The following is a 22491-nucleotide window of genomic DNA, read 5'->3' as shown; positions in this document are numbered from 1 at the left end:
TTTTGGGGAGAGGCATGGATGTCGCGATGTGGGTGGCAGGTTGATTTGGTTTCTCGTGCTGGCTCTGTCTAAGCTTGGCGAGCTGCTTCGGGGGCTAAAGATCCGTTCGCTGGTTGTAAAAGCTGGCGAAAAGGTGATTTGACTCCTGAACGGCAGGCCTAATAAATTAGGTCGAGGTTCTCCGGAGTTTAAAACTTCACGGAAGATTTAAACGGCTTAAGGTTAATAGCCAAAAGCTTTTTAAAACTTTCAAACTCGAAAGAGTGAAGTTGACAAAACGAAAGAGAATAAAGTAACTTAGAGGAGTTGCCTCTCGAAGTTTAAAAGAAAAACTTCGATTGCGCGTCCGATGCTTGAGAACTCAACAGCGTGCCATGAATAATCGATGCCAATTGTTTGTTGGTTGAAGTCAATTCGGACAATAGTCGCTATAAGGAATGTAGTGACATTAATTGTCAGTGTTGTTTCGGCCAGGATTTTCCTGCGTTCGTGGTAACTAGTTTTCTAGTTACGTGTACGTGGGTGTGATTTCTTTTTGGAGAGTTTGATCCTGGCTCAGGACGAACGCTGGCGGCGTGCTTAACACATGCAAGTCGAACGATGAAGCCCAGCTTGCTGGGTGGATTAGTGGCGAACGGGTGAGTAACACGTGAGTAATCTGCCCCTCACTTTGGGATAAGCCCCGGAAACGGGGTCTAATACTGAATATGACCTTTCCTCGCATGAGGTTTGGTGGAAAGTTTTTTCGGTGGGGGATGTGCTCGCGGCCTATCAGCTTGTTGGTGAGGTAACGGCTCACCAAGGCGACGACGGGTAGCCGGCCTGAGAGGGTGAACGGCCACACTGGGACTGAGACACGGCCCAGACTCCTACGGGAGGCAGCAGTGGGGAATATTGCACAATGGGCGAAAGCCTGATGCAGCGACGCCGCGTGAGGGATGAAGGCCTTCGGGTTGTAAACCTCTTTCAGCAGGGGAGAAGCGAAAGTGACGGTACCTGCAGAAGAAGCACCGGCTAACTACGTGCCAGCAGCCGCGGTAATACGTAGGGTGCGAGCGTTGTCCGGAATTATTGGGCGTAAAGAGCTTGTAGGCGGTTTGTCGCGTCTGCTGTGAAAATCCAGGGCTTAACCCTGGACGTGCAGTGGGTACGGGCAGGCTAGAGTGTGGTAGGGGAGACTGGAATTCCTGGTGTAGCGGTGAAATGCGCAGATATCAGGAGGAACACCGATGGCGAAGGCAGGTCTCTGGGCCATTACTGACGCTGAGAAGCGAAAGCATGGGTAGCGAACAGGATTAGATACCCTGGTAGTCCATGCCGTAAACGTTGGGCGCTGGGTGTGGGGTCCATTCCACGGATTCTGCGCCGTAGCTAACGCATTAAGCGCCCCGCCTGGGGAGTACGGCCGCAAGGCTAAAACTCAAAGGAATTGACGGGGGCCCGCACAAGCGGCGGAGCATGCGGATTAATTCGATGCAACGCGAAGAACCTTACCAAGGCTTGACATACACCGGAAAAGTGCAGAGATGTACTCCCCTTTTTGGTCGGTGTACAGGTGGTGCATGGTTGTCGTCAGCTCGTGTCGTGAGATGTTGGGTTAAGTCCCGCAACGAGCGCAACCCTCGTTGCATGTTGCCAGCACGTAATGGTGGGGACTCATGTGAGACTGCCGGGGTCAACTCGGAGGAAGGTGGGGATGACGTCAAATCATCATGCCCCTTATGTCTTGGGCTTCACGCATGCTACAATGGCCGGTACAGAGTGCTGCGATACCGTGAGGTGGAGCGAATCACTTAAAGCCGGTCTCAGTTCGGATTGGGGTCTGCAACTCGACCCCATGAAGTCGGAGTCGCTAGTAATCGCAGATCAGCAACGCTGCGGTGAATACGTTCCCGGGCCTTGTACACACCGCCCGTCAAGTCACGAAAGTTGGTAACACCCGAAGCCGGTGGCCTAACCCTTGTGGGGGGAGCCGTCGAAGGTGGGACTGGCGATTGGGACTAAGTCGTAACAAGGTAGCCGTACCGGAAGGTGCGGCTGGATCACCTCCTTTCTAAGGAGCCCCTCTTAATAGAGGCACCCTTTATGTTCGTCGAGTGTACGAACTGGGGTGTTGCTCATGGGTGGAACATCGATTATGTGGCTTACCTGTTTTTGGTTTTGGAGTACTGCTTCTGTTTCTTTATTGAGACGTATGAGCGTGGAAACAAAGACAGTTTCGGTTAGGTCACGTTTGGCGCGTTGTTGGGTTTTGAGGTATCGGCCGTATAGCTGGTAACTCTACGAATGTGCCTCTCTCGAAAACGGGTAGGTTTTCTACTTGGATTCGGGTGTGGGCTGGTGTTTTGAGAACTGCACAGTGGACGCGAGCATCTGATTCTTTGTGTGTCAAGTTTTTAAGGGCGCACGGTGGATGCCTTGGTACCAGGAACCGATGAAGGACGTAGTAATCTGCGATAAGCCTCGGGTAGTCGATAAACAGGCTGTGATCCGAGGATTTCCGAATGGGGAAACCCGGCTGGAGTCATGTCCAGTCACCTACACCTGAACACATAGGGTGTGTGGAGGGAACGCGGGGAAGTGAAACATCTCAGTACCTGCAGGAAGAGAAAACAATAGTGATTCCGTGAGTAGTGGCGAGCGAAAGCGGATGAGGCTAAACCGATTGCATGTGATAGCTGTCAGGCGTTGTGTGATCGGGGTTGTGGGATCGTGCGTGCACCACTGACATGGTGCGGCGGAGTGATAAATACGTGTCATAGTCGAAACGTCTTGAATGGCGTGGCGTAGAGGGTGCGACCCCCGTAGACGAAATGGCGTGTACTCCGTGTGCGTTTCCCGAGTAGCACGGGGCCCGTGAAATCCTGTGTGAATCTGTCGGGACCACCCGATAAGCCTAAATATTACCTGGTGACCGATAGCGGACTAGTACCGTGAGGGAAAGGTGAAAAGTACCCCGGGAGGGGAGTGAAATAGTACCTGAAACCGTGTGCCTACAATCCGTTGGAGCCTCTTTGTGGGGTGACAGCGTGCCTTTTGAAGAATGAGCCTGCGAGTTAGTGCTTCGTGGCGAGGTTAACCCGTGTGGGGTAGCCGTAGCGAAAGCGAGTCTGAATAGGGCGTTTGAGTCGCGGGGTCTAGACCCGAAGCGGAGTGATCTACCCATGGCCAGGTTGAAGCGACGGTAAGACGTCGTGGAGGACCGAACCCACTTAGGTTGAAAACTGAGGGGATGAGCTGTGGGTAGGGGTGAAAGGCCAATCAAACTCCGTGATAGCTGGTTCTCCCCGAAATGCATTTAGGTGCAGCGTCACGTGTTTCTTGCCGGAGGTAGAGCTACTGGATAGCTGATGGGCCTTACCAGGTTACTGACGTTAGCCAAACTCCGAATGCCGGTAAGTGAAGCGTGGCAGTGAGACTGCGGGGGATAAGCTTCGTAGTCGAGAGGGAAACAGCCCAGATCATCAGCTAAGGTCCCTAAGCGTGTGCTAAGTGGAAAAGGATGTGGAGTTGCAGTGACAACCAGGAGGTTGGCTTAGAAGCAGCCATCCTTGAAAGAGTGCGTAATAGCTCACTGGTCAAGTGATTCCGCGCCGACAATGTAGCGGGGCTCAAGTACACCACCGAAGCTGTGGCAACGAAAGTTGGGTAGGGGAGCGTCGTGTAGCGTGTGAAGCTGCGGAGTGATCCAGTGGTGGATGCTACACGAGTGAGAATGCAGGCATGAGTAGCGAATGACGGGTGAGAAACCCGTCCGCCGAATAACCAAGGGTTCCAGGGTCAAGCTAATCTGCCCTGGGTAAGTCGGGGCCTAAGGCGAGGCCGACAGGCGTAGTCGATGGATAACGGGTTGATATTCCCGTACCGGCGAAACACCGCCAATACTGAGGCCTTTGATGCTAAGCGTGTGATGCTTGCTTATGGCCCTTCGGGGTTGTTTGCGGGTTGAGTGCGTGATCCGATTTGGTAGTAGGTAAGCGATGGAGTGACGCAGGAAGGTAGCCTCCGCGTGGCGATGGTTGTCCACGTTCAAGCATGTGAGGTGCCGGGTAGGTAAATCCGCCCGGTGTGTCCTGAGGTGTGATGATGACCCCTTTTGGGGGAAGTAGGGTGATCCTATGCTGCCTAGAAAAACTTCTAGCGAGGTGTGAGCCGCCCGTACCCTAAACCGACTCAGGTGGTTTGGTAGAGTATACCGAGGCGATCGAGTGAATCATGGTTAAGGAATTCGGCAAAATGCCCCCGTAACTTTGGGAGAAGGGGGGCCGGAGCCCTGAAGACTTTTCTGTCTAGGGGTGATGGCCGCAGAGACCAGGGAGAAGCGACTGTTTACTAAAAACACAGGTCCGTGCGAACATGTAAGTGGATGTATACGGACTGACGCCTGCCCGGTGCTGGAACGTTAAGGGGACCGGTTAGCCCTTCGGGGTGAAGCTGAGAACTTAAGCGCCAGTAAACGGCGGTGGTAACTATAACCATCCTAAGGTAGCGAAATTCCTTGTCGGGTAAGTTCCGACCTGCACGAATGGCGTAACGACTTCTCTACTGTCTCGACCATGAGCTCGGCGAAATTGCAATACGAGTAAAGATGCTCGTTTCGCGCAGAAGGACGGAAAGACCCCGGGACCTTTACTATAGCTTGGTATTGGTGTTCGGTGCGGCTTGTGTAGGATAGGTGGGAGACTGTGAAGCATGCACGCTAGTGTGTGTGGAGTCGTTGTTGAAATACCACTCTGGTCGTATTGGATGTCTAACTTCGAACCATGATCTGGTTCAGGGACAGTGCCTGGTGGGTAGTTTAACTGGGGCGGTTGCCTCCTAAAAGGTAACGGAGGCGCCCAAAGGTTCCCTCAGCCTGGTTGGTAATCAGGTGTTGAGTGTAAGTGCACAAGGGAGCTTGACTGTGAGACGGACGTGTCGAGCAGGGACGAAAGTCGGGACTAGTGATCCGGCCGTGGTTAGTGGATACGCGGTCGCTCAACGGATAAAAGGTACCCCGGGGATAACAGGCTGATCTTGCCCAAGAGTCCATATCGACGGCATGGTTTGGCACCTCGATGTCGGCTCGTCGCATCCTGGGGCTGGAGTTGGTCCCAAGGGTTGGGCTGTTCGCCCATTAAAGCGGTACGCGAGCTGGGTTTAGAACGTCGTGAGACAGTTCGGTCCCTATCCTCTGCGCGCGTGTGAGATTTGAGAAGGGCTGTCCCTAGTACGAGAGGACCGGGATGGACGAACCTCTGGTGTGTCAGTTGTCCTGCCAAGGGCATGGCTGATTGGCTACGTTCGGGAGCGATAACCGCTGAAAGCATCTAAGCGGGAAGCGTGCTTCAAGATGAGATCTCGATGCCTCCTTGCGAGGTGTGAGGCTCCCACTAGACGAGTGGGTTGATAGGCCAGGTGTGGAAGCGCAGTGATGTGTGGAGCTGACTGGTACTAATTGGCCGATGGCTTGATACACACTTTTAAGAGTTTTGTTCGCGTCGACTGTGCGGTTCTTGGGGCATCAGCCCTACGGGATCATGAAGGATGTTTTTCTGATTGGTTCTGTTGGTTTTTCGGTGGTTATAGCGTTGGGGAAACGCCCGGTTACATTCCGAACCCGGTAGCTAAGCCCTTCAGCGCCGATGGTACTGCACTGGGGACGGTGTGGGAGAGTAGGTCACCGCCGGAATATATGTGATGGAAAGGGTCTGGAACATTGTTCCAGGCCCTTTCCCCATACCCAAAAACACCACAAACGCAAAATTCTAAAATAAAGTTATGAACCCTGTGTGTCGGAAGCTAAAAGCTTTCGACACACAGGGTTCGCGTCACTAAAGCCTCAAAAAAGAATGAGGTTACTTCATGCGCAGAGACATCCACGGAACCTGGATTTCACCCAACAAACTCCGCATCAAAGGCAAACTGATACCCACCACATTATGGAAATCACCCTCAATTGACTCCACATACGGGCCACCAATCCCATCGACAGTGAAGGCTCCTGCCACATGTAGTGGCTCACCCGTAGCCACGTAATCCTTAATTTCTTCCTCCGAAAGGACAGCAAAAGAAACTGTCGTGCTTGCAGTAGCCCCTAATGTCGCCCCAGTGCCTCCCTCGTCAATACCACGTACATCAATCAACCAGTGCCCCGTATGCAAAACTCCCGAACGTCCCCCCATGCGACGCCACCGCTCTACCGCGTCAGAAGCATCAACAGGCTTCCCCAACACCTGCCCCTCAAACTCCAAAACCGAATCACACCCCACCAAAAAACTCGCCTCAAACGCGTCGCACTCCACAACAGAACCAGAAGAAATATCTTCCAAGAAGCCACCGTTTACCTGGGCATCCTCCACCACGCGGGCGACAGCCTCTGCCTTCGCCCGCGCTAAAACCAAAGCCACCTGATCAGGCTCCAGCTCCCCAAACCTTTCCCGCGCCTCAGCTAAAGCAACATCTTCATCAACACCAGAAACAATCACCAACGGATCAACACCACAACGACGCAACGTCGACAAACGAGCAGGAGAAGCAGAAGCCAAAACCAAACGATTCATGCCACCGATTCTGCTACGCCACCACTCCTACTGCAGACCACGCCTCTAACTCGAAATAGCACCCCAGCCAGAACGGCCAACCCACCCCGACAGCATCCGACGACGATTCGCCCACCCGCTACTGCGCTGCCCTAGCTCCTCCGTACCACTGCACTCATTCCTCGAAAGAGCCAACATCACCACCAACAGTGCAGCCAACTCCTCCTGCGAAGGGTTACCTCGTACAACACGAAACCACGGCTCTCCCACATCACCACCACAGACAGACATAGCCACCTCAAACCTCCTCTCGCCAAAACCACTCACGACCACGCACACTCAGCCGCATCACAACGGAATATTGCCGTGCTTCTTCGCAGGTAACTTCTCATGCTTACTACGCAAGGTGCGCAACGCACGAACAACCTGTACCCGCGTCTCCGACGGACGAATCACCGCATCCACGTACCCACGCTCCGCAGCAATATACGGATTCGCCAAAGTCTTCTCGTAATACTCAATAAACTTCGCACGCGCGGCATCCACATCCTCACCAGCATCCAAAGCAGCCTGCAACTGCTTCCGATAAAGAATGTTCACCGCTCCCTGCGCACCCATCACCGCAATCTGCGCAGTCGGCCACGCCAAATTAATATCCGCACCTAAATGCTTTGACCCCATCACATCGTAAGCGCCACCGTAAGCCTTACGAGTAATAACAGTAACCAGCGGAACCGTCGCCTCCGCATACGCATAAATCAACTTCGCGCCACGCCGAATAATCCCATTCCATTCCTGGTCGGTTCCCGGCAAAAAACCAGGGACATCCACTAGAGTTAACACTGGAATATGGAAAGAGTCACACGTTCGCACGAAACGCGCAGCCTTCTCTGAAGCATTAATATCCAATGTCCCGGCAAACTGCATTGGCTGATTCGCCACAACGCCGACGCTGCGGCCCTCAATACGACCAAAACCAACCAAGATATTCGGCGCAAACAAAGCTTGCACCTCAACAAACTCACCATCATCAACAATCCCAGAAATCACCTCACGCATGTCATAAGGCATGTTCGGAGAATCCGGAATAATCGAATCCAAAAACGCATCAGCCTCAGTGGCCTCTGGATCAGTCTCGAACTCATACACCGTAGGCTCTTCTAAATTATTTTGCGGCAAAAAACTCAACAACTCGCGCACATACTCAATCGCATCATCTTCATCATGAGCCATATAGTGCGCCACCCCCGAGCGTGAATTCTGCGCAGCTGCGCCACCCAGCTCCTCCATTGCCACATCCTCGCCCGTCACCGTCTTAATGACATCCGGGCCAGTAATAAACATATGACTAGTTTTATCAACCATGACAATAAAATCAGTCAACGCCGGTGAATACACCGCGCCACCCGCACACGGACCCATTACCAAACTGATCTGCGGAATAACGCCACTGGCATGCACATTACGGCGGAAAATCTCCCCGTACATGCCCAGTGCAGCCACACCCTCCTGAATCCGAGCTCCACCCGAATCATTAATACCCACCACCGGACAGCCAATCTTCATCGCCAAATCCATCACCTTGACGATCTTCTCTCCAAAAACCTCACCCAAAGAACCACCAAAAACAGTGAAATCCTGAGCAAAAACACACACCGGTCGATGATCAACCGTCCCATAACCCGTCACCACCCCATCCCCATAAGGGCGATTCTTCTCCTGGCCAAAATCACGAGAACGATGACGCGCAAAACCATCTAACTCAACAAAAGAACCCTCATCCAACAACTGCTCAATACGCTCACGCGCAGTCTGCTTCCCCTTCGCATGCTGCTTCTCCACCGCACGCTCAGACCCTGCATGCACCGTCTCCACAACCCGACGCTCAAAATCAGCGAGCTTTCCCGCCGTCGTCCTCACATCAGACTGCTCACTCTGCGCATCATTCATGGCCGCATCGCTCATGCGACGCAGCCTAACCCCCTACCCACCAGTAAAAGATTCGCCAACACAACCCCCCCACCCCCAGACATGCCCCCTAACCTGACACCGTGAACACCGGCGACCACCCCCACCTCAACGCACAACACATCACCACCGGCACCCTCGCCCCCGCAGGCCCCTGGAACCGCGTCGACATCCACGAAACCACCGGATCAACCAACGACGACGCCCTCGCCGACCCCACCCCCTACCGACTCATCATCGCCGCCCACCAAAACGCAGGTCGCGGTCGACGCTCACGAACCTGGATCACACCACCAGGAACCAGCATCGCCATGAGCATGACACTGCCCCTACCCCGCACAACCCCGCACAGCCCCGCACATCATGACCCCGGCTGGCTCCCCCTCCTCATCGGTCTGGCCACACGCGACGCCCTCACCGAACTCATCACCAACCACACCCCCCAAACCACCCCAAACCCACCTCACCCCACCATCCACGCCATGCTCAAATGGCCCAACGACATCCTCATTCGCACCACCAGCGAAAACGATGCCAAAGTCGGTGGAATCCTCTGCCAACTCGCCCCCAACACCAACACTGTCATCGCCGGAATCGGCATCAACGTCGCCGTACCGACAACCCTCCTGCCCACCACCACTGACACCGCACCCCCAGCCACCTCCCTCCACCACGCCCTCACCACTATCGGCGGAACAACCCCCACCCGAGAAGAAGTCGCCATCAACATCGCCAACCACGTAGCCCACAGACATCACCAATGGATCACCAACCCCCACATCAATCCACTCCACAACGACTACACCGCAGCCTGCGCCACCATCAACACCCCCATCACCGCCCACCTACCCAACAACACCACCCTCACCGGAACAGCTACCGCCATCACCCCACACGGTGAACTTCTCATCGCCACATCCCACGGCCCCACCACCGTCCGAGCGGGTGACTTAGTTCACATTCGACCCACAAACCGTCAGAATTAACCCATGCAATACGGCGATCGGGAGGAAAAAAACATCCCCACCGACCCGAAAACACCCTCGGCCACCACCACCGAGGTCACGCCCCCACGCCCGTACGTCGTACTCCACGAAACCCTGCGACGCATCGAAGACCGCTACAACAAACCCACCCCACTACGCACTAGCGATGCAGCCACCCGCCGCGCCGATATCATCGGACAACTCCTGGGAACCGAATCCCCCCTACGCCGCCGCGAAGTAGCCCGCACCGCCCGCCTTCCCTTCATCACAGCCCGCCGCGTCTGGCACGCACTCGGATTCCCCGAACTCGGGGCCCGCAGTATGCCATTCACCCAAGCCGACCTCAACGCAATCCCCGACATCGCCGAACTACGCCGCCTCACCGGCATGAACGACGACCTCGTACTAGACATCGCCCGAGCCATTGCGCGCAGTACCGACCGCCTCGCCACCTGGCAAACCAGCCTCATGATGGAACTCGTCGCCTCCCGGCGCCACCACGACGAACAAGCACGCTGGACAGAACAACTCACACCCCAAGAACGCGAAACAGTAATCAACCGCATCCTCGAAGCCTCAAGCAGCATCGAACCCATCCTCATCTACGCCTGGCGACGCCACCTCGCCGCAGCCCTCGCCCAACTCGTCGACGACGACGAAGCCACCACCAAAGACGGACTACCCGCCAACGCCCGCACCATCGGCTTCGCCGACCTCGTCGGATTCACCTCCACTGTTGCAAACATGAATGAACGCGAAATCTCTACCCTCGTAGGAGAATTCGAAACACTCGCCTCCGATATCGTCACCATCCACGGCGGAAAAATCGTCAAAACCATCGGCGACGAAATCCTCTTCGCCTGCGACCGGCCCGCCGCAGCCGGTGCCATCGGCCTCGACCTCATCGACGCCCTCCACGACATGCCAGGCATGCCCCAACTCCGCGTCGGCATATCCACCGGCGCCGTCGTCTCCCAGTTCGGCGACGTCTTCGGCACCACCGTCAACCGAGCCAGTCGCCTCACCGCCGCTGCCGAACCCGGGACCGTCGTTATCGACACAGCAACCCAAACCCGACTCACCACCGTCTCTGGATTCGAACTCATGCAACTCGAACCCACCCCCCTGCGCGGACTCGGACTCACTCAAATGTGGGCCCTGCGCCGCAGTACCACCCCCAAACGGCGCGGCCCCACAGACGCCCGCACCGTCACCGAATAACCACCCCACCCGCGACACGCGCAACCCCACCCACAGGACGTCCCCTGAACAGCACAAACACGACCGTCTCAGTCGGATGATCCAGAAGAGCCCAACAGCACGTCTAGCATGACCGCATGACCAGTGTTCTACTCGCTGAAGACGACTCGGCCATCAGCGAGCCCTTGGCGCGAGCCCTCCGCAGAGAAGGATACGAAGTCACCATCTGCGCCGACGGACAAGAAGCCTACGAAGAAGGCCGAACCGACCCAGACCTGGTAATCCTCGACATCGGCCTACCCAGCATGGATGGACTCGAAGTTTGCTGGCGCCTACGCGCCGAAGGACGCACCGCCCCCATCCTCATGCTCACCGCACGAGCAGAAGAAGTCGACGCAGTCGTCGGACTCGACGCCGGCGCAGACGACTACGTCACCAAACCCTTCCGCCTCGCCGAATTCCTCGCCCGCGTTCGCGCCGTCCTACGCCGCACCACCACTAAAACCACCACCACCGACGGCGACGACGACGGCGTCAGCATCGACGCCCAAGCCCGACGCGCCTTCCTCGGCAACAAAGAACTCCAACTCACCGTCAAAGAATTCGACCTCCTACGCGTACTCGTCCGCGAACAAGGCAAAGTCGTCTCCCGCGAACAACTCATGCGCGAAGTCTGGGACACCCAATGGTTCGGCTCCACTAAAACCCTCGACATGCACGTATCCGTACTCCGCAAAAAACTCGGTGACGACGTCACCCGCCCCCGCTACATCACCACCGTCCGAGGAGTCGGGTTCCGCTTCGAACGACCCGCAAACGCCGCCTAACCCCCCATGACACCCGGCCTCCTCCCGGACAACACCACCAAAACTCACCGATCCGTCTCCGTACGCGAATCCCTCCTACGCTCCACCAGCCTCGCAGTAGTGCTCTCACTACTCATCGTCACCGTCCCCGCAATCACCTTCACCATCATCACCACCCAATTCCTCAACGACACCCAAGACACCCCCGGATACCCCACCCCACACACCATCACCATCACCATCACCACCCTCGCACTCATCCTCATCGCCACCGCAGCCGCAGCCGTCTACGCTGTTGTCCGCTGGCAAGCAGGAAAAGTATCCGACCCCCTCGTCGAACTGGCCAACGACGCCAAACGCCTCGGCGAAGGCGACCCACGCATTCACCAAACCGCCTCCGGCATCACCGAAATAGACCTCGTTACCAGCGAACTCGACCGATCCGCCCGACGCCTCATCACCTCACTCGCCGCCGAACGCGACTTTTCCGCCGACGCCTCCCACCAACTACGCACACCCCTGACCGCACTCCTCATGCGCCTCGAAGAAATCGCCGCCACCGACGACCTCGACGTCGCGCACGAAGAAGCAGACATCGCCATCCAACAAGTCGAAAGACTCACCGACACCGTCGAAGCACTCCTACGCAAAAACCGCCGATCCGTCGAAACCCCACGCATGGTCCGCGTCGACCGCACCCTCGCCGAACTCCAACGCCTCTGGCAACCCAAATTCGAACGCGAAAGCCGCGCCATCCACGTCACCGGAATCCGTGGCGTCTCCGTATGGGCAACCTCAGTCAACCTCACCCAAATCCTCGGCGTCATCATCGAAAACTCCCTCGCCCACGGATCCGGCACCACCGTCGTCGACGTCCGACTCTCCGGCCCCTCCGTCATCATCACCATCACCGACGAAGGCCCCGGTGTTGACCCCGACCTCGCCCCCTACGTCTTCGACAAAGAAGTCTCCACAAGCGGATCCGGACTCGGCCTATCCATAGCCCGATCCCTCGCCGAAGGATACGGCGGCAGACTCGAACTCCTCCGCACCAAACCCGCCACCTTCGCCCTCTTCCTCCAAGCAGTCGCCACCGACTAACCCACCACAACCCAAAGCACACACGCCCGCACCCCCACCCCACGCGCCACTGCAACTAGGCTCAGCCTCGTGAACGAGCCAACAACCAGGGACCTCAAACCGAAACACGCCCCCGGAGGATTCCCCATCGTCGGAATCATCGGCGGCGGACAACTCGCACGCATGTGCCAACCCCCGGCTATCAACCTCGGAATCACACTCAGCGACCTCGCCGAAAACACCACCAGCGCTGCCGCCCAAGTCATCCCCTCCGCACCCGTCGGATCCGCTGATGACCTCGACACAGTCCTAGAATTCGCACGCCACTGCGACGTCATCACCTTCGACCACGAACACATCCCCCCACACGTACTCCACGCCCTCGAAAACGAAAACATCCCCCTCCACCCCCGCCCAACCGCCCTGCGCTACGCCCAAGACAAACTCGCCATGCGCGAACTCATGACCCACCTCAACATCCCCTCCCCACAATGGGCCCAAGTCCGTACCCCCGACGAACTCGCGCACTTCGCCGACCGCGTCGGCTGGCCCATCATCCTCAAAACCCCTCGCGGTGGATACGACGGCAAAGGCGTACTCCTCGTCAACGAAGGCGAACACACCACCGGCGAAGCCGCCACCTGGTTCAATGCCGTCACCGACACCACCCCCACCAACGACCCCACCAACGAACTCGCCCGCGCCACCACCTTCCCCGACGGCCTCCTCGCCGAACAAGCCATCACCTTCACCCGCGAACTAGCCATCATGGTCGCCCGCAGCCCCACGGGCCAAGCCTCAACCTGGCAAGTAGTCGAAACCGTCCAAACCGACGGCATCTGCACCGAAGTCATCGCCCCAGCACCCGACCTACCCCCCGCCGCAGCCACCCACATCACCGCCGCAGCCCTACGCATCGCCGAAGCCATCGACCTCACCGGAGTCATGGCCGTAGAACTCTTCGAAACCACCGACGAAGACAGTAACCCCCAATTCCTCGTCAACGAACTGGCCCTACGGCCCCACAACTCTGGCCACTGGACCATCGACGGCTCCACCACAAGTCAATTCGAACAACACCTCCGCGCCATCCTCGACCTCCCCCTAGGCGACACCAGCCCACGCAACACCTGGACCGTCATGGGCAACGTTCTGGGCGGACAAATCCCCGAATTCGAAAACCTCTACTCCACCTACAAACACCTCATGGCCCACGACCCAGCCCTCAAAATCCACCTCTACAACAAAGCAGTAAAACCCGGCCGAAAAATTGGCCACGTCAACGTCTGCGGCGACAACCTCCCCAACCTGCGCGAACGCGCCAACCACGCCACCGGATACCTCCGCGGCACCATCCGCCAGTAACACCCCCACCCACCCAGGAGCAACACAATGAACGACACCACCCTCAACGAAACCACCCCCCTCGTCGGCCTCGTCATGGGCAGCGACAGCGACTGGCCCACCATGGAAGCCGCAGCCCACGCCCTCGAAGAATTCGGTATCCCCTACGAAGCCGACGTCGTCTCCGCACACCGCATGCCCACCGAAATGATCGAATACGGCCGCAGCGCCGCCGGCCGCGGCCTACGCGTCATCATCGCTGGCGCTGGCGGCGCCGCCCACCTACCCGGCATGCTCGCCGCCGTCACAGAACTACCCGTCATCGGTGTACCAGTACCTCTCAAGCACCTCGACGGCATGGACTCCCTCCTATCCATCGTCCAAATGCCCGCAGGCGTCCCCGTAGCCACCGTCTCCATCGGCGGCGCACGAAACGCCGGACTCCTAGCCACCCGCATCATCAGCACCGCCGACACAGAACACGGCGCCCACCTACGCGAAAAAATGCGCACCTTCCAAAGCGAACTACGCGACCACGCCCACGCAAAAGGAGAAACCCTCCGCAACCGCCTCACCCACTAAAAACACGTAAAACGCCCGGCCGGAGGAACAGTCGAACCACGCACGCCCTGATGAGCGGCACCCCGCTCCGCACGTGATCGACTGCCCATCCGACCGGGCGTCACCGTTCTCCAAACACAAAACTCACAGAGAACGAACACACAATCAGGGCTCAAACCAAGAGCCCCGACAACCTCAATAATGCTGTCTGCCCACCCCATAAAAACGCACTCAAACCGCGTCTTAGCCCAATCGTTACCCAGCCGAATCCACCACGCGACCAACAAGACACACTAGAGACCTCACGCATCACCAGCAGCGAACACCAGGGCAAATAAAAACCACACAAAAAGAAAAAACCACACCCAAAAGTGGCCCCCAAAACAGCGCCTCACCAACGGCAAGATAAACACATGCGTATCATCTGCGCCCCCGACTCATTCAAAGAATCCATCACCGCCACAAACGCAGCCCAAGCACTACGCCGCGGAATACTCTCCGCAGCACCCTCCACCGAAGTGACATGCCTCCCCATGGCTGACGGCGGCGAAGGCACCATGCGTACACTCGTAAACGCCCTAGACGGAGACATCCGCTCCACACCCTGCACCGACGCCCTCGGACGCCCCACCAACGCCACCTTCGGCCTCATACACACCGAATCAACAACCACCGCCATCATAGAAATGGCAGCTGCCGCAGGCATAGAACACATACCCCCACACGAACGCAACATCCGCGCAGCAACCACATACGGCGTAGGACAACTCATCACCGCAGCACTCGACGCCAGCGCGCACACACTCCTGATAGGCATCGGCGGCAGCGCAACCAACGACGCAGGCACAGGAATGATGAGCGCACTCGGCGCACGATTCCTCGACGCCGAAGGCAACCAACTACCCCCAGGCGGATCAGCCCTACGCAACTGCGCACACATCGACACCACACAACTCGACAGGCGGCTCGCAAAAACAAAAATCATGGTCGCCTGCGACGTGAACAACCCCCTCCTCGGCAAACACGGAGCAAGCGCCGTATTCGGCCCCCAAAAAGGCGCAACCCCAGAGGACATCATCGAACTAGAACACGCACTAACCCGCTGGGCAGACATCGTCGAAGCCACACTCAACAAGCCAATACGAAACACCCCAGGAGCAGGAGCCGCAGGCGGAGTCGGTGCAGCCTTCCTCGCATTCACCTCCGCCGAACTACGCCCCGGCGCCCAACTAGTGATGGACACCATCAACATCGACCACCACCTGCACGGCGCCGACTATGTATTCACGGGAGAAGGATCCGTAGACACACAATCCATGACCGGCAAAGCACCCATGCAAGTAGCCCAACGAGCAGCCCAAGCAGGAGTACCCACAGTAGTTTTCGCAGGACGAATAGAAGAAAAAATAGCCAGAACCCCACCCGCAGGCGTGATCGCAACAGTGCCAATCGTGCGGGAAGCAACAGACCTACCCACTGCCTTAGCAGCCGGAGAACAAAATTTAGAAGCAGCCGCAGCCATGGTCACGCGCCTACTACACGCCGACCTCACGCGAAAAGCGATACACCGCAACTAATCTGCCGAAAAATCAGCTCGCCGCTGCTCTCAAACACCACAAAAAACACCAACAAAAAGAAACACCCAGGTGCCTCACATCACCTTGACGTGAACCGCGAACGTACCCCATGCTCATGGAATCGATTCAAACTGGAATCGATTCCACACACGAGTGCACAAGGTGGTGCAGCGGTGACAGTGACGCTCCGCGACGTCGCACAACGAGCAGGCGTCGCCCCATCAACCGCATCACGCGCACTCGACCCACAACGCCCAGCCTCCGCCGAAGTACGCAAACGCGTACACGCCGCAGCAAAAGAACTCGGCTACCGAGGCAACGGATTCGCCCGAAGCCTACGCACCAACAAATCCGGAATCATCGGACTGCTCATCCCCGACGTCCGCAACCCCTTTTTCACCGCCCTCGCCTACGAAGCCGAACAAGCCGCCGCAGCAGCAGGCCTAGCCGTCATGATCGGCAACGCCGACGAAGACACCACAGCCCAAGAGCGCTACCTCACCGCACTCGACCGCGCACACGTCGACGGACTCCTCCTCGTTCCCCAAGGACAAGCAACCCCAGCACTACACGAAGCCGTAACACTCCGCCCCACAGTCTGCCTCGACCGTGACGCCAAACTCGACGCACCCCTGATCACCTCCGACTCCACCGGCGGAATGGCAAACCTCATCGACCACATCGTCAGCCTCGGACACCAACACATCGCCATCATCTCCGGCCCACTACAAACATCCACCGGCATCGAACGCCTCACCGCAGCCAAAAACCGCCTCAACCACCACGGCCTGACAATCCACAACAAAGACATCATCGAAGGCAACTTCCAATTCGCCAGCGGCGTCCACGCAGCCGAACAACTCCTCACCCGCCCCAACCGACCCGACGTCATCATCGCAGCAGACGTACTCATGGCAACAGGACTCATCACCGTCACAAACCGCCACGGACTACGCGCAGGAACCGACATCGGCATCGCAGCATTCGACGACGACCCCTGGTTCGAACTACTCGAAGTACCCATCACCGCCATCGCCCAAGACATCCCCACACTCGCCCAAAAAGCCGTCACCACACTCATCAACGCCATGAACAACCACCACACCACAACCACCCCCATCCCCACCCACCTGGTCAAACGCTCCTCCCTCGGAGAAAGACCCTCCACACCCACCCACCTCCCCAAACGAGGAGAACAACCCCAGGAGAACCACCATGGATGACGTCATCCTCCGACTGAAGGGCGTCTCCAAGTCCTTCGGCGGCATCACCGCAGTCAACGACGTAACACTGGACATACACCGCAGCGAAGTACACGTACTCCTCGGCGAAAATGGCGCAGGCAAATCAACACTGATCAAAATGATCGCCGGAGTCCACCAACCCGACAAAGGCAGCATCGAAGTCAACGGCAAAACCGTACACATCACCAACACCAACGACGCCGAAGCCCTCGGAATCGCCACCATCCACCAAGAACTCAACCTCGTCCCCAACCTCAGCGTCGCCGAAAACATCACACTCGGACGCACCCCCTCCCGCTTCGGACTCATCAACCGCAAACAGATGCGCCACTACGCACGTAAAGCCATAGAACGCATCGGCCTAGATATCGACGTAGACCGCCCCGTCCACACCCTCGGCGTTGCCCGTCAACAAATGGTCGAAATCGCCAAAGCACTCGCCATCGACGCACGCATCCTCATCCTCGACGAACCAACCGCCGCCCTCACCCGCGCAGAAACAGACACACTCTTCACCGTCATGCGCGAACTACGCGAACAAGGCGTAGCAATGGTGTTCATCAGCCACCACCTCGACGAAATCACCGAAATCGGAGACCGAATCACAGTGCTACGCGACGGAACAGCCGTCGAAACAGTCGCCTCCACAGCAGAAGAACCAGAACTCATCCGACTCATGGTCGGCCGCGACATCGAAGACCTCTACCCCCGCCGCCCCAGCCAACCAGGAAAAACACTCCTCGAAGTCAACAAAATCACCCGAGAAGGCGCATTCGAGGACATCTCCATCACACTGCGCGCAGGCGAAGTAGTCGGCCTTGCCGGCCTCATGGGCGCCGGACGCACCGAAGTGCTCCGCGCCATCGCAGGCGCCGACACATACCACCACGGAAACATCAATGTCGCCGGAAAACCCCTACGCAAACACGACGTCGCCGCCGCAGTCACAGCCAAAATCGGACTTGTCCCCGAAGACCGCAAACACGAAGGACTCGTCCTCAACGCCCCCGTCAGCGAAAACCTCGGCTACGCCACTCTCGAAACAACCAGCAAATCCGGACTCGCCGACATCACCGGACAACGCAAACGCGGCCAAGAAGTCGCAAAAAAACTTCGCATCCGCATGGCAAACATCGACCAACCCGTCCGCGGACTCTCCGGAGGCAACCAACAAAAAGTCGTATTCGGCCGCTGGTTCATGGCCGAATCAACCGTGCTCCTCCTCGACGAACCCACCCGCGGCGTCGACGTCGGAGCAAAAGTCGAAATCTACGAACTCATCAACAGCATCACCCAGGCAGGAGGAGCAGTCCTCCTCGCCTCCAGCGACCTCCCCGAGGTCATCAGTATGAGCGACCGTGTCCTCGTCATGGCACACGGACGCATAGTCGGAGAACTTCCCGCCGCGGAAGCCACCCAAGATGCGGTCATGCACTTGGCCGTAAAGGAGGTCCAGTCGTCCCGTGCCCGCTGAAACCGCAACACCAACCCCGGCGCCAAGCCGCGGAAAAACACTCAGCACCTGGCTATCCAACAACGGCGCCATCGTCGGACTCGCGTTGGTATGCCTCATCATGTTCATCGCCACCCCCGCATTCCTCACCATCCCCAACCTACTCAACGTCGGCGTACAAGCCGCAGTCACAGCCGTCATCGCATTCGGGATGACCTACGTCATCGTCACCGCCGGAATCGACCTATCCGTTGGATCAATCGCCGCCCTATCAGCCATCGGGGCAGGCTGGATGGTCACCACCGGCGCAATGCCCGGCCCCCTAGCGCTCATCCTCGCCCCACTTATGGGACTCATCGCAGGAAGCGTCACCGGAACCGCAGTCGCCTACGGCAAACTCCCCGCCTTCATCGCCACCCTCGCCATGCTGTCCATCGCCCGAGGACTCGCCCTCGTCATCTCCGAAGGCCGCCCCATCCTCATGCCCGACGCAGTCAACTGGCTCGGCAGCAACCTCGGCCCCATCCCCGTTCCCATCCTCGTGCTACTGCTGGCCTGGGCAGTAACTGCATTCATCCTCAACCGCACCGTCTTCGGGCGATCCCTCTACGCGATCGGCGGTAACGAAGAAGCAGCACGCCTGACCGGACTACCCGTCAAACGAACCCTCGCATCGGTCTACGCACTCTCTGGCCTCTATTCCGGCGTCGCTGGGCTCCTTCTGGCAGGACGACTAGCCTCGGCGCAACCCCAAGCCGCCACCGGATACGAACTCGACGCTATCGCCGCAGTCGTCATCGGCGGAGCAAGCCTCACCGGTGGATCAGGAAAAGCCACCGGAACCCTCATCGGAGCACTCGTCCTAGCCGTCATCCGCAACGGACTCAACCTTCTATCTGTCACCGCATTCTGGCAACAGGTCGTCATCGGCCTGGTCATCGCGGCGGCCGTCGGTATCGACGTACTCCGCAACCGCAAATAACACCCTAAAGGCACGCCCGGCCTGCCCCTCTCGGGCTCAACGAAGAGTTCACCAGGAGAAACCATGTCACGCAGCATCTTCCGTACCATCATCGCCACCAGCGCTATCGGTCTCCTCGCCTTGGGAGCCACCGCCTGCAACCGCGCACCAGCAGGAAACAGCTCAGCAGCTGGCACAGGAAAAACAATCACCCTGGCCGTATCTACCCTCAACAACCCATTCTTCGTAGACCTCCGTGACGGAGCTCAAAAAGCCGCCGAAGCCGCAGGAGCCACCCTCAACGTCGTCGACGCACAAAACGACCCCGCAGCCCAAGCCAACCAAATCGCTGACGCAGTCACACGCCAGTCCGCAGCCATCATCATCAACCCCGTCGACTCTGATGCCGCCGGCGCAGCAGTAAAGCCTGCCATCAATGCAAAAATCCCCGTCATTGCTGTAGACCGCGCCGTCAATGGCGCAGACATCGCCACCCTTGTCAGCAGTGACAACATCACTGGCGGAAAAGACGCCGCAACTGCACTAGCTAAAGCAATGGAAGAAAAAGGAAAACTCATCCACCTCCAAGGAGTTCCCGGCACATCCGCCAGCCGAGACCGAGGACAAGGGTTTACCGAAGGAATTAAAGCTGCCTCCGGCATCAGCATCGCCGCTGCTCAACCCGCTAACTTCGACCGTACCCAAGGACTCAACGTCGCCACCAACCTGCTTCAAGCGCACGAGGACACCAACGGCATCTTCGCCGAAAACGACGAAATGGCCCTCGGGGCAATCCAAGCACTCGGAGCCAAAGCAGGAAAAGACGTTCACGTATTCGGATTTGACGGAACCGCAGACGCTCTCAAAGCAGTCAAAGAAGGCAAGATGGCCGGAACCGTGGCTCAACAGCCCACAGAACTGGGCAAGGTAGCTGTTGAAAACGCACTCAAAGTTATCGGCGGACAAAAAGTAGAGAAAAACATTCCCGTCCCGGTCAAGATCGTGACCAAAGACAACGTCAGCGAGTTCCTCAAATGACCAATAACCACGAGAACACATCGCACTCACGAGTAGTCGTATTCGGATCCCTCAACGCCGATCTCTACGCCCGAGTGGAACGCCACCCCACACCCGGCGAAACAGTTCTAGGTACCGGTGGCTTCAGTCGCCCCGGAGGAAAAGGCGCCAACCAAGCTGTCGCAGCCGCGCTCGCTGGTGCTTCGGTCACGATGGTGGGAGCTATCGGCGAGGATGCCAATGCTGAGGTAGCACTGTCCCTTTTGAATAAAGCTGGAGTGGACTGCACCGGCGTGCGAGTGGTCCCAGGGCCGACTGGCACTGCCATCATTGCCGTTTCGGCTCAAGGAGAGAACCTCATCATTGTTATCCCCGGCGCTAACGGGAAAGTTACTCCTGATTATGTACCTGCTATTCGGGATACTGACGTCCTCGTACTCCAAGGTGAGATTCCCGTGGAATCGATTGATGCAGCTGCTGCCGCCGCTGTGGCTGCCGGGGCCCGTCCGGTGATCAACCTTGCTCCTATTGTCGATGTTGCTCCGGCGACCCTCCTGGCTGCGAACCCACTCGTTGTCAATGAACACGAAGCACTTGCTGCAGCGGACATCGTGGACCCACAGCGGGCCGGGGCTGTGCTTGCCGATGACGTGCACGAGATGGCTGAAAATGTGGCAGATCGGCTACTGCAAGCAGGTGTTGAATCAGTCGTGATTACCCTCGGCGGGCAAGGCGCTCTCGTTGCCTCCGCTGAGGGGAAAGAACATGTACCAGGCGAGACGGTCGAGGTGGTTGACACTACGGGGGCAGGAGACTGTTTCGTCGGTGTTGTTGCTGCAGGTTTGGCGACTGGATTGTCACTGGCTGAAGCAGCTACCGCCGCGAACTCTGCGGCAGCTCGTGCCGTCGGAGCCGAGGGAACACAACACTCTTACCCAGGATGGGAGGAGCTTGCGTGAAAAAGTCAGGGATTTTGCATGCTGAGTTGTCACGACAGATAGCTCTCTTAGGGCACACAGATCTGATCGCAGTCGCAGATAGTGGTTTGCCATTGCCACGGTCGATTCCGGTGATCGACCTAGCTATGGCGCCTGGGATGGTTCCGTTCACCGCGGCGCTTGATGTGTTGTTGAGCGAGCTTGTAGTCCAACGTCACACGGTGGCGCATGAGGCTTTTGACGAAGTGGCGGGGCAGTGGATTTCCCAGCGTGCAGGACAGCTCGGTGAGCAGGTAACGCTCCTGCATGAGGAATTAAAAGCGATGCTGCCTCGCATGGCGTTTGCGGTACGAACTGGTGAACAAAGCCCGTATGCCAACGTCATCTTGGAGTGCGGCGTGCCGTTCTGACACGTGCGATCAGTATGAAAGTGGCGGGCATTGGGTTTCCGGTGTCCGCCACATGCATGTTGTGTAATAAGAGCGACTAGACCTGCACGGGCGGTTGGAAGAAAACGTCCGACTGGTCCAGTTTTTATTTATTTACTGAGTAGCGGTTGGGGCAGGTGGCGCAGATACGGCTGATGTTGTTTCTTTTTCTGATTTTGCTGCTGTTTTTGTATCTTTGGGGCTTCTGGCGCCGACAATGAAACTAATGAAACACATTGCGAGAATTGGTGAAACTGAAACCAGGTTAGTTCCGATTGCAATATGCGCGACTGTGACAATTATCCCTGCGATAAGAGAAGCGTAACCGAGTTTCCGGCGAGTGATGTTCTTCATCGGTTTCCTTTAATAATTGAGTTAGTCGAAGCAGTTCGCAGCTGCACCAACTG

17 protein-coding genes and 3 rRNA genes are annotated in these 22491 nt (G+C 57.5%); 16 read left to right on the top strand and 4 right to left on the bottom strand.

Features of this window, described 5'->3' with window-relative positions; translation table 11 throughout:
- Nucleotides 1-532: 532 nt before the first annotated feature.
- The 3 genes from AC2T9U_RS09990 (at nucleotide 533) to rrf (ending at nucleotide 5671) form a co-directional block, all read left to right on the top strand.
- Nucleotides 533-2053 (top strand): 16S ribosomal RNA (locus tag AC2T9U_RS09990).
- A 333-nt stretch (nucleotides 2054-2386) separates the two neighbouring features.
- Nucleotides 2387-5457: ribosomal RNA gene (locus AC2T9U_RS09985) — 23S ribosomal RNA — on the top strand.
- Nucleotides 5458-5554: 97 nt separating this feature from the next.
- Nucleotides 5555-5671 (top strand): 5S ribosomal RNA (rrf, locus tag AC2T9U_RS09980).
- Together the 16S, 23S and 5S rRNA genes form the textbook arrangement of a ribosomal RNA operon.
- 166 nt (nucleotides 5672-5837) lie before the next feature.
- Here the strand turns inward: rrf and AC2T9U_RS09975 are convergent.
- From AC2T9U_RS09975 to AC2T9U_RS09965, 3 genes are read right to left on the bottom strand one after another with little or no spacing between them, the layout of a single operon-like run.
- Nucleotides 5838-6542, bottom strand: coding sequence for a Maf family protein (locus AC2T9U_RS09975; RefSeq protein ID WP_493695994.1), 705 nt, complete (start codon nucleotides 6540-6542; stop codon nucleotides 5838-5840).
- 45 nt (nucleotides 6543-6587) lie between these two features.
- Nucleotides 6588-6812, bottom strand: a complete 225-nt coding sequence (locus AC2T9U_RS09970) for an acyl-CoA carboxylase subunit epsilon (RefSeq protein WP_493696952.1) — start codon at nucleotides 6810-6812, stop codon at nucleotides 6588-6590.
- A gap of 57 nt (nucleotides 6813-6869) precedes the next feature.
- Nucleotides 6870-8486 carry an acyl-CoA carboxylase subunit beta gene (locus AC2T9U_RS09965; protein ID WP_493695993.1) on the bottom strand — a complete coding sequence of 539 codons (1617 nt, stop codon included), beginning with the start codon at nucleotides 8484-8486 and terminating at the stop codon, nucleotides 6870-6872.
- Between the two features lie 86 nt (nucleotides 8487-8572).
- On the opposite strand from AC2T9U_RS09965, the gene AC2T9U_RS09960 reads away from it, so the two are divergent.
- From AC2T9U_RS09960 to rbsD, 13 genes are all read left to right on the top strand, one after another.
- Complete coding sequence (locus AC2T9U_RS09960) at nucleotides 8573-9475, top strand: biotin--[acetyl-CoA-carboxylase] ligase (protein ID WP_493695992.1); 903 nt, start codon at nucleotides 8573-8575, stop codon at nucleotides 9473-9475.
- 3 nt (nucleotides 9476-9478) lie between these two features.
- Nucleotides 9479-10696 carry an adenylate/guanylate cyclase domain-containing protein gene (locus AC2T9U_RS09955; RefSeq protein ID WP_115029127.1) on the top strand — a complete coding sequence of 406 codons (1218 nt, stop codon included), beginning with the start codon at nucleotides 9479-9481 and terminating at the stop codon, nucleotides 10694-10696.
- Nucleotides 10697-10812: 116 nt separating this feature from the next.
- Nucleotides 10813-11502, top strand: coding sequence for a response regulator transcription factor (locus tag AC2T9U_RS09950; protein WP_493695991.1), 690 nt, complete (start codon nucleotides 10813-10815; stop codon nucleotides 11500-11502).
- Nucleotides 11503-11508: 6 nt separating this feature from the next.
- Nucleotides 11509-12582, top strand: coding sequence for a sensor histidine kinase (locus tag AC2T9U_RS09945; RefSeq protein ID WP_493695990.1), 1074 nt, complete (start codon nucleotides 11509-11511; stop codon nucleotides 12580-12582).
- Between the two features lie 69 nt (nucleotides 12583-12651).
- Nucleotides 12652-13926 carry a 5-(carboxyamino)imidazole ribonucleotide synthase gene (locus tag AC2T9U_RS09940; RefSeq protein ID WP_493695989.1) on the top strand — a complete coding sequence of 425 codons (1275 nt, stop codon included), beginning with the start codon at nucleotides 12652-12654 and terminating at the stop codon, nucleotides 13924-13926.
- A gap of 27 nt (nucleotides 13927-13953) precedes the next feature.
- Entirely contained in the window at nucleotides 13954-14487 is a 534-nt protein-coding gene (purE, locus tag AC2T9U_RS09935; protein ID WP_028327809.1) for a 5-(carboxyamino)imidazole ribonucleotide mutase, read from the top strand.
- Nucleotides 14488-14879: 392 nt separating this feature from the next.
- Nucleotides 14880-16043, top strand: a complete 1164-nt coding sequence (locus AC2T9U_RS09930; protein ID WP_493695988.1) for a glycerate kinase — start codon at nucleotides 14880-14882, stop codon at nucleotides 16041-16043.
- Nucleotides 16044-16216: 173 nt separating this feature from the next.
- Entirely contained in the window at nucleotides 16217-17266 is a 1050-nt protein-coding gene (locus tag AC2T9U_RS09925) for a LacI family DNA-binding transcriptional regulator (protein WP_493695987.1), read from the top strand.
- Nucleotides 17259-18761: a sugar ABC transporter ATP-binding protein gene (locus tag AC2T9U_RS09920; RefSeq protein ID WP_115029139.1), complete on the top strand. Its 1503-nt coding sequence runs from the start codon at nucleotides 17259-17261 to the stop codon at nucleotides 18759-18761. The genes AC2T9U_RS09925 and AC2T9U_RS09920 overlap by 8 nt, the downstream gene beginning before the upstream one ends.
- Nucleotides 18751-19722, top strand: a complete 972-nt coding sequence (locus tag AC2T9U_RS09915; protein ID WP_493695986.1) for an ABC transporter permease — start codon at nucleotides 18751-18753, stop codon at nucleotides 19720-19722. The genes AC2T9U_RS09920 and AC2T9U_RS09915 overlap by 11 nt, the downstream gene beginning before the upstream one ends.
- Before the next feature lie 63 nt (nucleotides 19723-19785).
- Nucleotides 19786-20739, top strand: coding sequence for a substrate-binding domain-containing protein (locus AC2T9U_RS09910; protein ID WP_493695985.1), 954 nt, complete (start codon nucleotides 19786-19788; stop codon nucleotides 20737-20739).
- A complete protein-coding gene (locus AC2T9U_RS09905; protein ID WP_493695984.1) occupies nucleotides 20736-21677 on the top strand; it encodes a ribokinase in 942 nt (313 codons plus the stop codon). Before AC2T9U_RS09910 ends, AC2T9U_RS09905 begins: the two co-directional genes overlap by 4 nt.
- Entirely contained in the window at nucleotides 21674-22066 is a 393-nt protein-coding gene (gene rbsD, locus AC2T9U_RS09900) for a D-ribose pyranase (protein WP_493695983.1), read from the top strand. The genes AC2T9U_RS09905 and rbsD overlap by 4 nt, the downstream gene beginning before the upstream one ends.
- A 132-nt stretch (nucleotides 22067-22198) precedes the next feature.
- Here the strand turns inward: rbsD and AC2T9U_RS09895 are convergent, their stop codons facing one another.
- Nucleotides 22199-22438, bottom strand: coding sequence for a hypothetical protein (locus AC2T9U_RS09895; protein ID WP_493695982.1), 240 nt, complete (start codon nucleotides 22436-22438; stop codon nucleotides 22199-22201).
- Between the last annotated feature and the right edge of the window lie 53 nt (nucleotides 22439-22491).

The sequence above is a fragment of the Dermatophilus sp. B7861-1 genome, assembly GCF_058996045.1.
This window is presented reverse-complemented; position numbering and strand designations above follow the sequence as displayed.

What these genes read in the sequence shown, in the direction of transcription:
- AC2T9U_RS09975 (WP_493695994.1), bottom strand. Translation starts at nt 6,542, where the DNA reads ATGAATCGTTTGGTTTTGGCTTCTGCTTCTCCTGCTCGTTTGTCGACG.
- AC2T9U_RS09970 (WP_493696952.1), bottom strand. Translation starts at nt 6,812, where the DNA reads ATGTCTGTCTGTGGTGGTGATGTGGGAGAGCCGTGGTTTCGTGTTGTA.
- AC2T9U_RS09965 (WP_493695993.1), bottom strand. Translation starts at nt 8,486, where the DNA reads ATGAGCGATGCGGCCATGAATGATGCGCAGAGTGAGCAGTCTGATGTG.
- AC2T9U_RS09955 (WP_115029127.1), top strand. Translation starts at nt 9,479, where the DNA reads ATGCAATACGGCGATCGGGAGGAAAAAAACATCCCCACCGACCCGAAA.
- AC2T9U_RS09950 (WP_493695991.1), top strand. Translation starts at nt 10,813, where the DNA reads ATGACCAGTGTTCTACTCGCTGAAGACGACTCGGCCATCAGCGAGCCC.
- AC2T9U_RS09945 (WP_493695990.1), top strand. Translation starts at nt 11,509, where the DNA reads ATGACACCCGGCCTCCTCCCGGACAACACCACCAAAACTCACCGATCC.
- purE (WP_028327809.1), top strand. Translation starts at nt 13,954, where the DNA reads ATGAACGACACCACCCTCAACGAAACCACCCCCCTCGTCGGCCTCGTC.
- AC2T9U_RS09930 (WP_493695988.1), top strand. Translation starts at nt 14,880, where the DNA reads ATGCGTATCATCTGCGCCCCCGACTCATTCAAAGAATCCATCACCGCC.
- AC2T9U_RS09920 (WP_115029139.1), top strand. Translation starts at nt 17,259, where the DNA reads ATGGATGACGTCATCCTCCGACTGAAGGGCGTCTCCAAGTCCTTCGGC.
- AC2T9U_RS09910 (WP_493695985.1), top strand. Translation starts at nt 19,786, where the DNA reads ATGTCACGCAGCATCTTCCGTACCATCATCGCCACCAGCGCTATCGGT.
- AC2T9U_RS09905 (WP_493695984.1), top strand. Translation starts at nt 20,736, where the DNA reads ATGACCAATAACCACGAGAACACATCGCACTCACGAGTAGTCGTATTC.
- AC2T9U_RS09895 (WP_493695982.1), bottom strand. Translation starts at nt 22,438, where the DNA reads ATGAAGAACATCACTCGCCGGAAACTCGGTTACGCTTCTCTTATCGCA.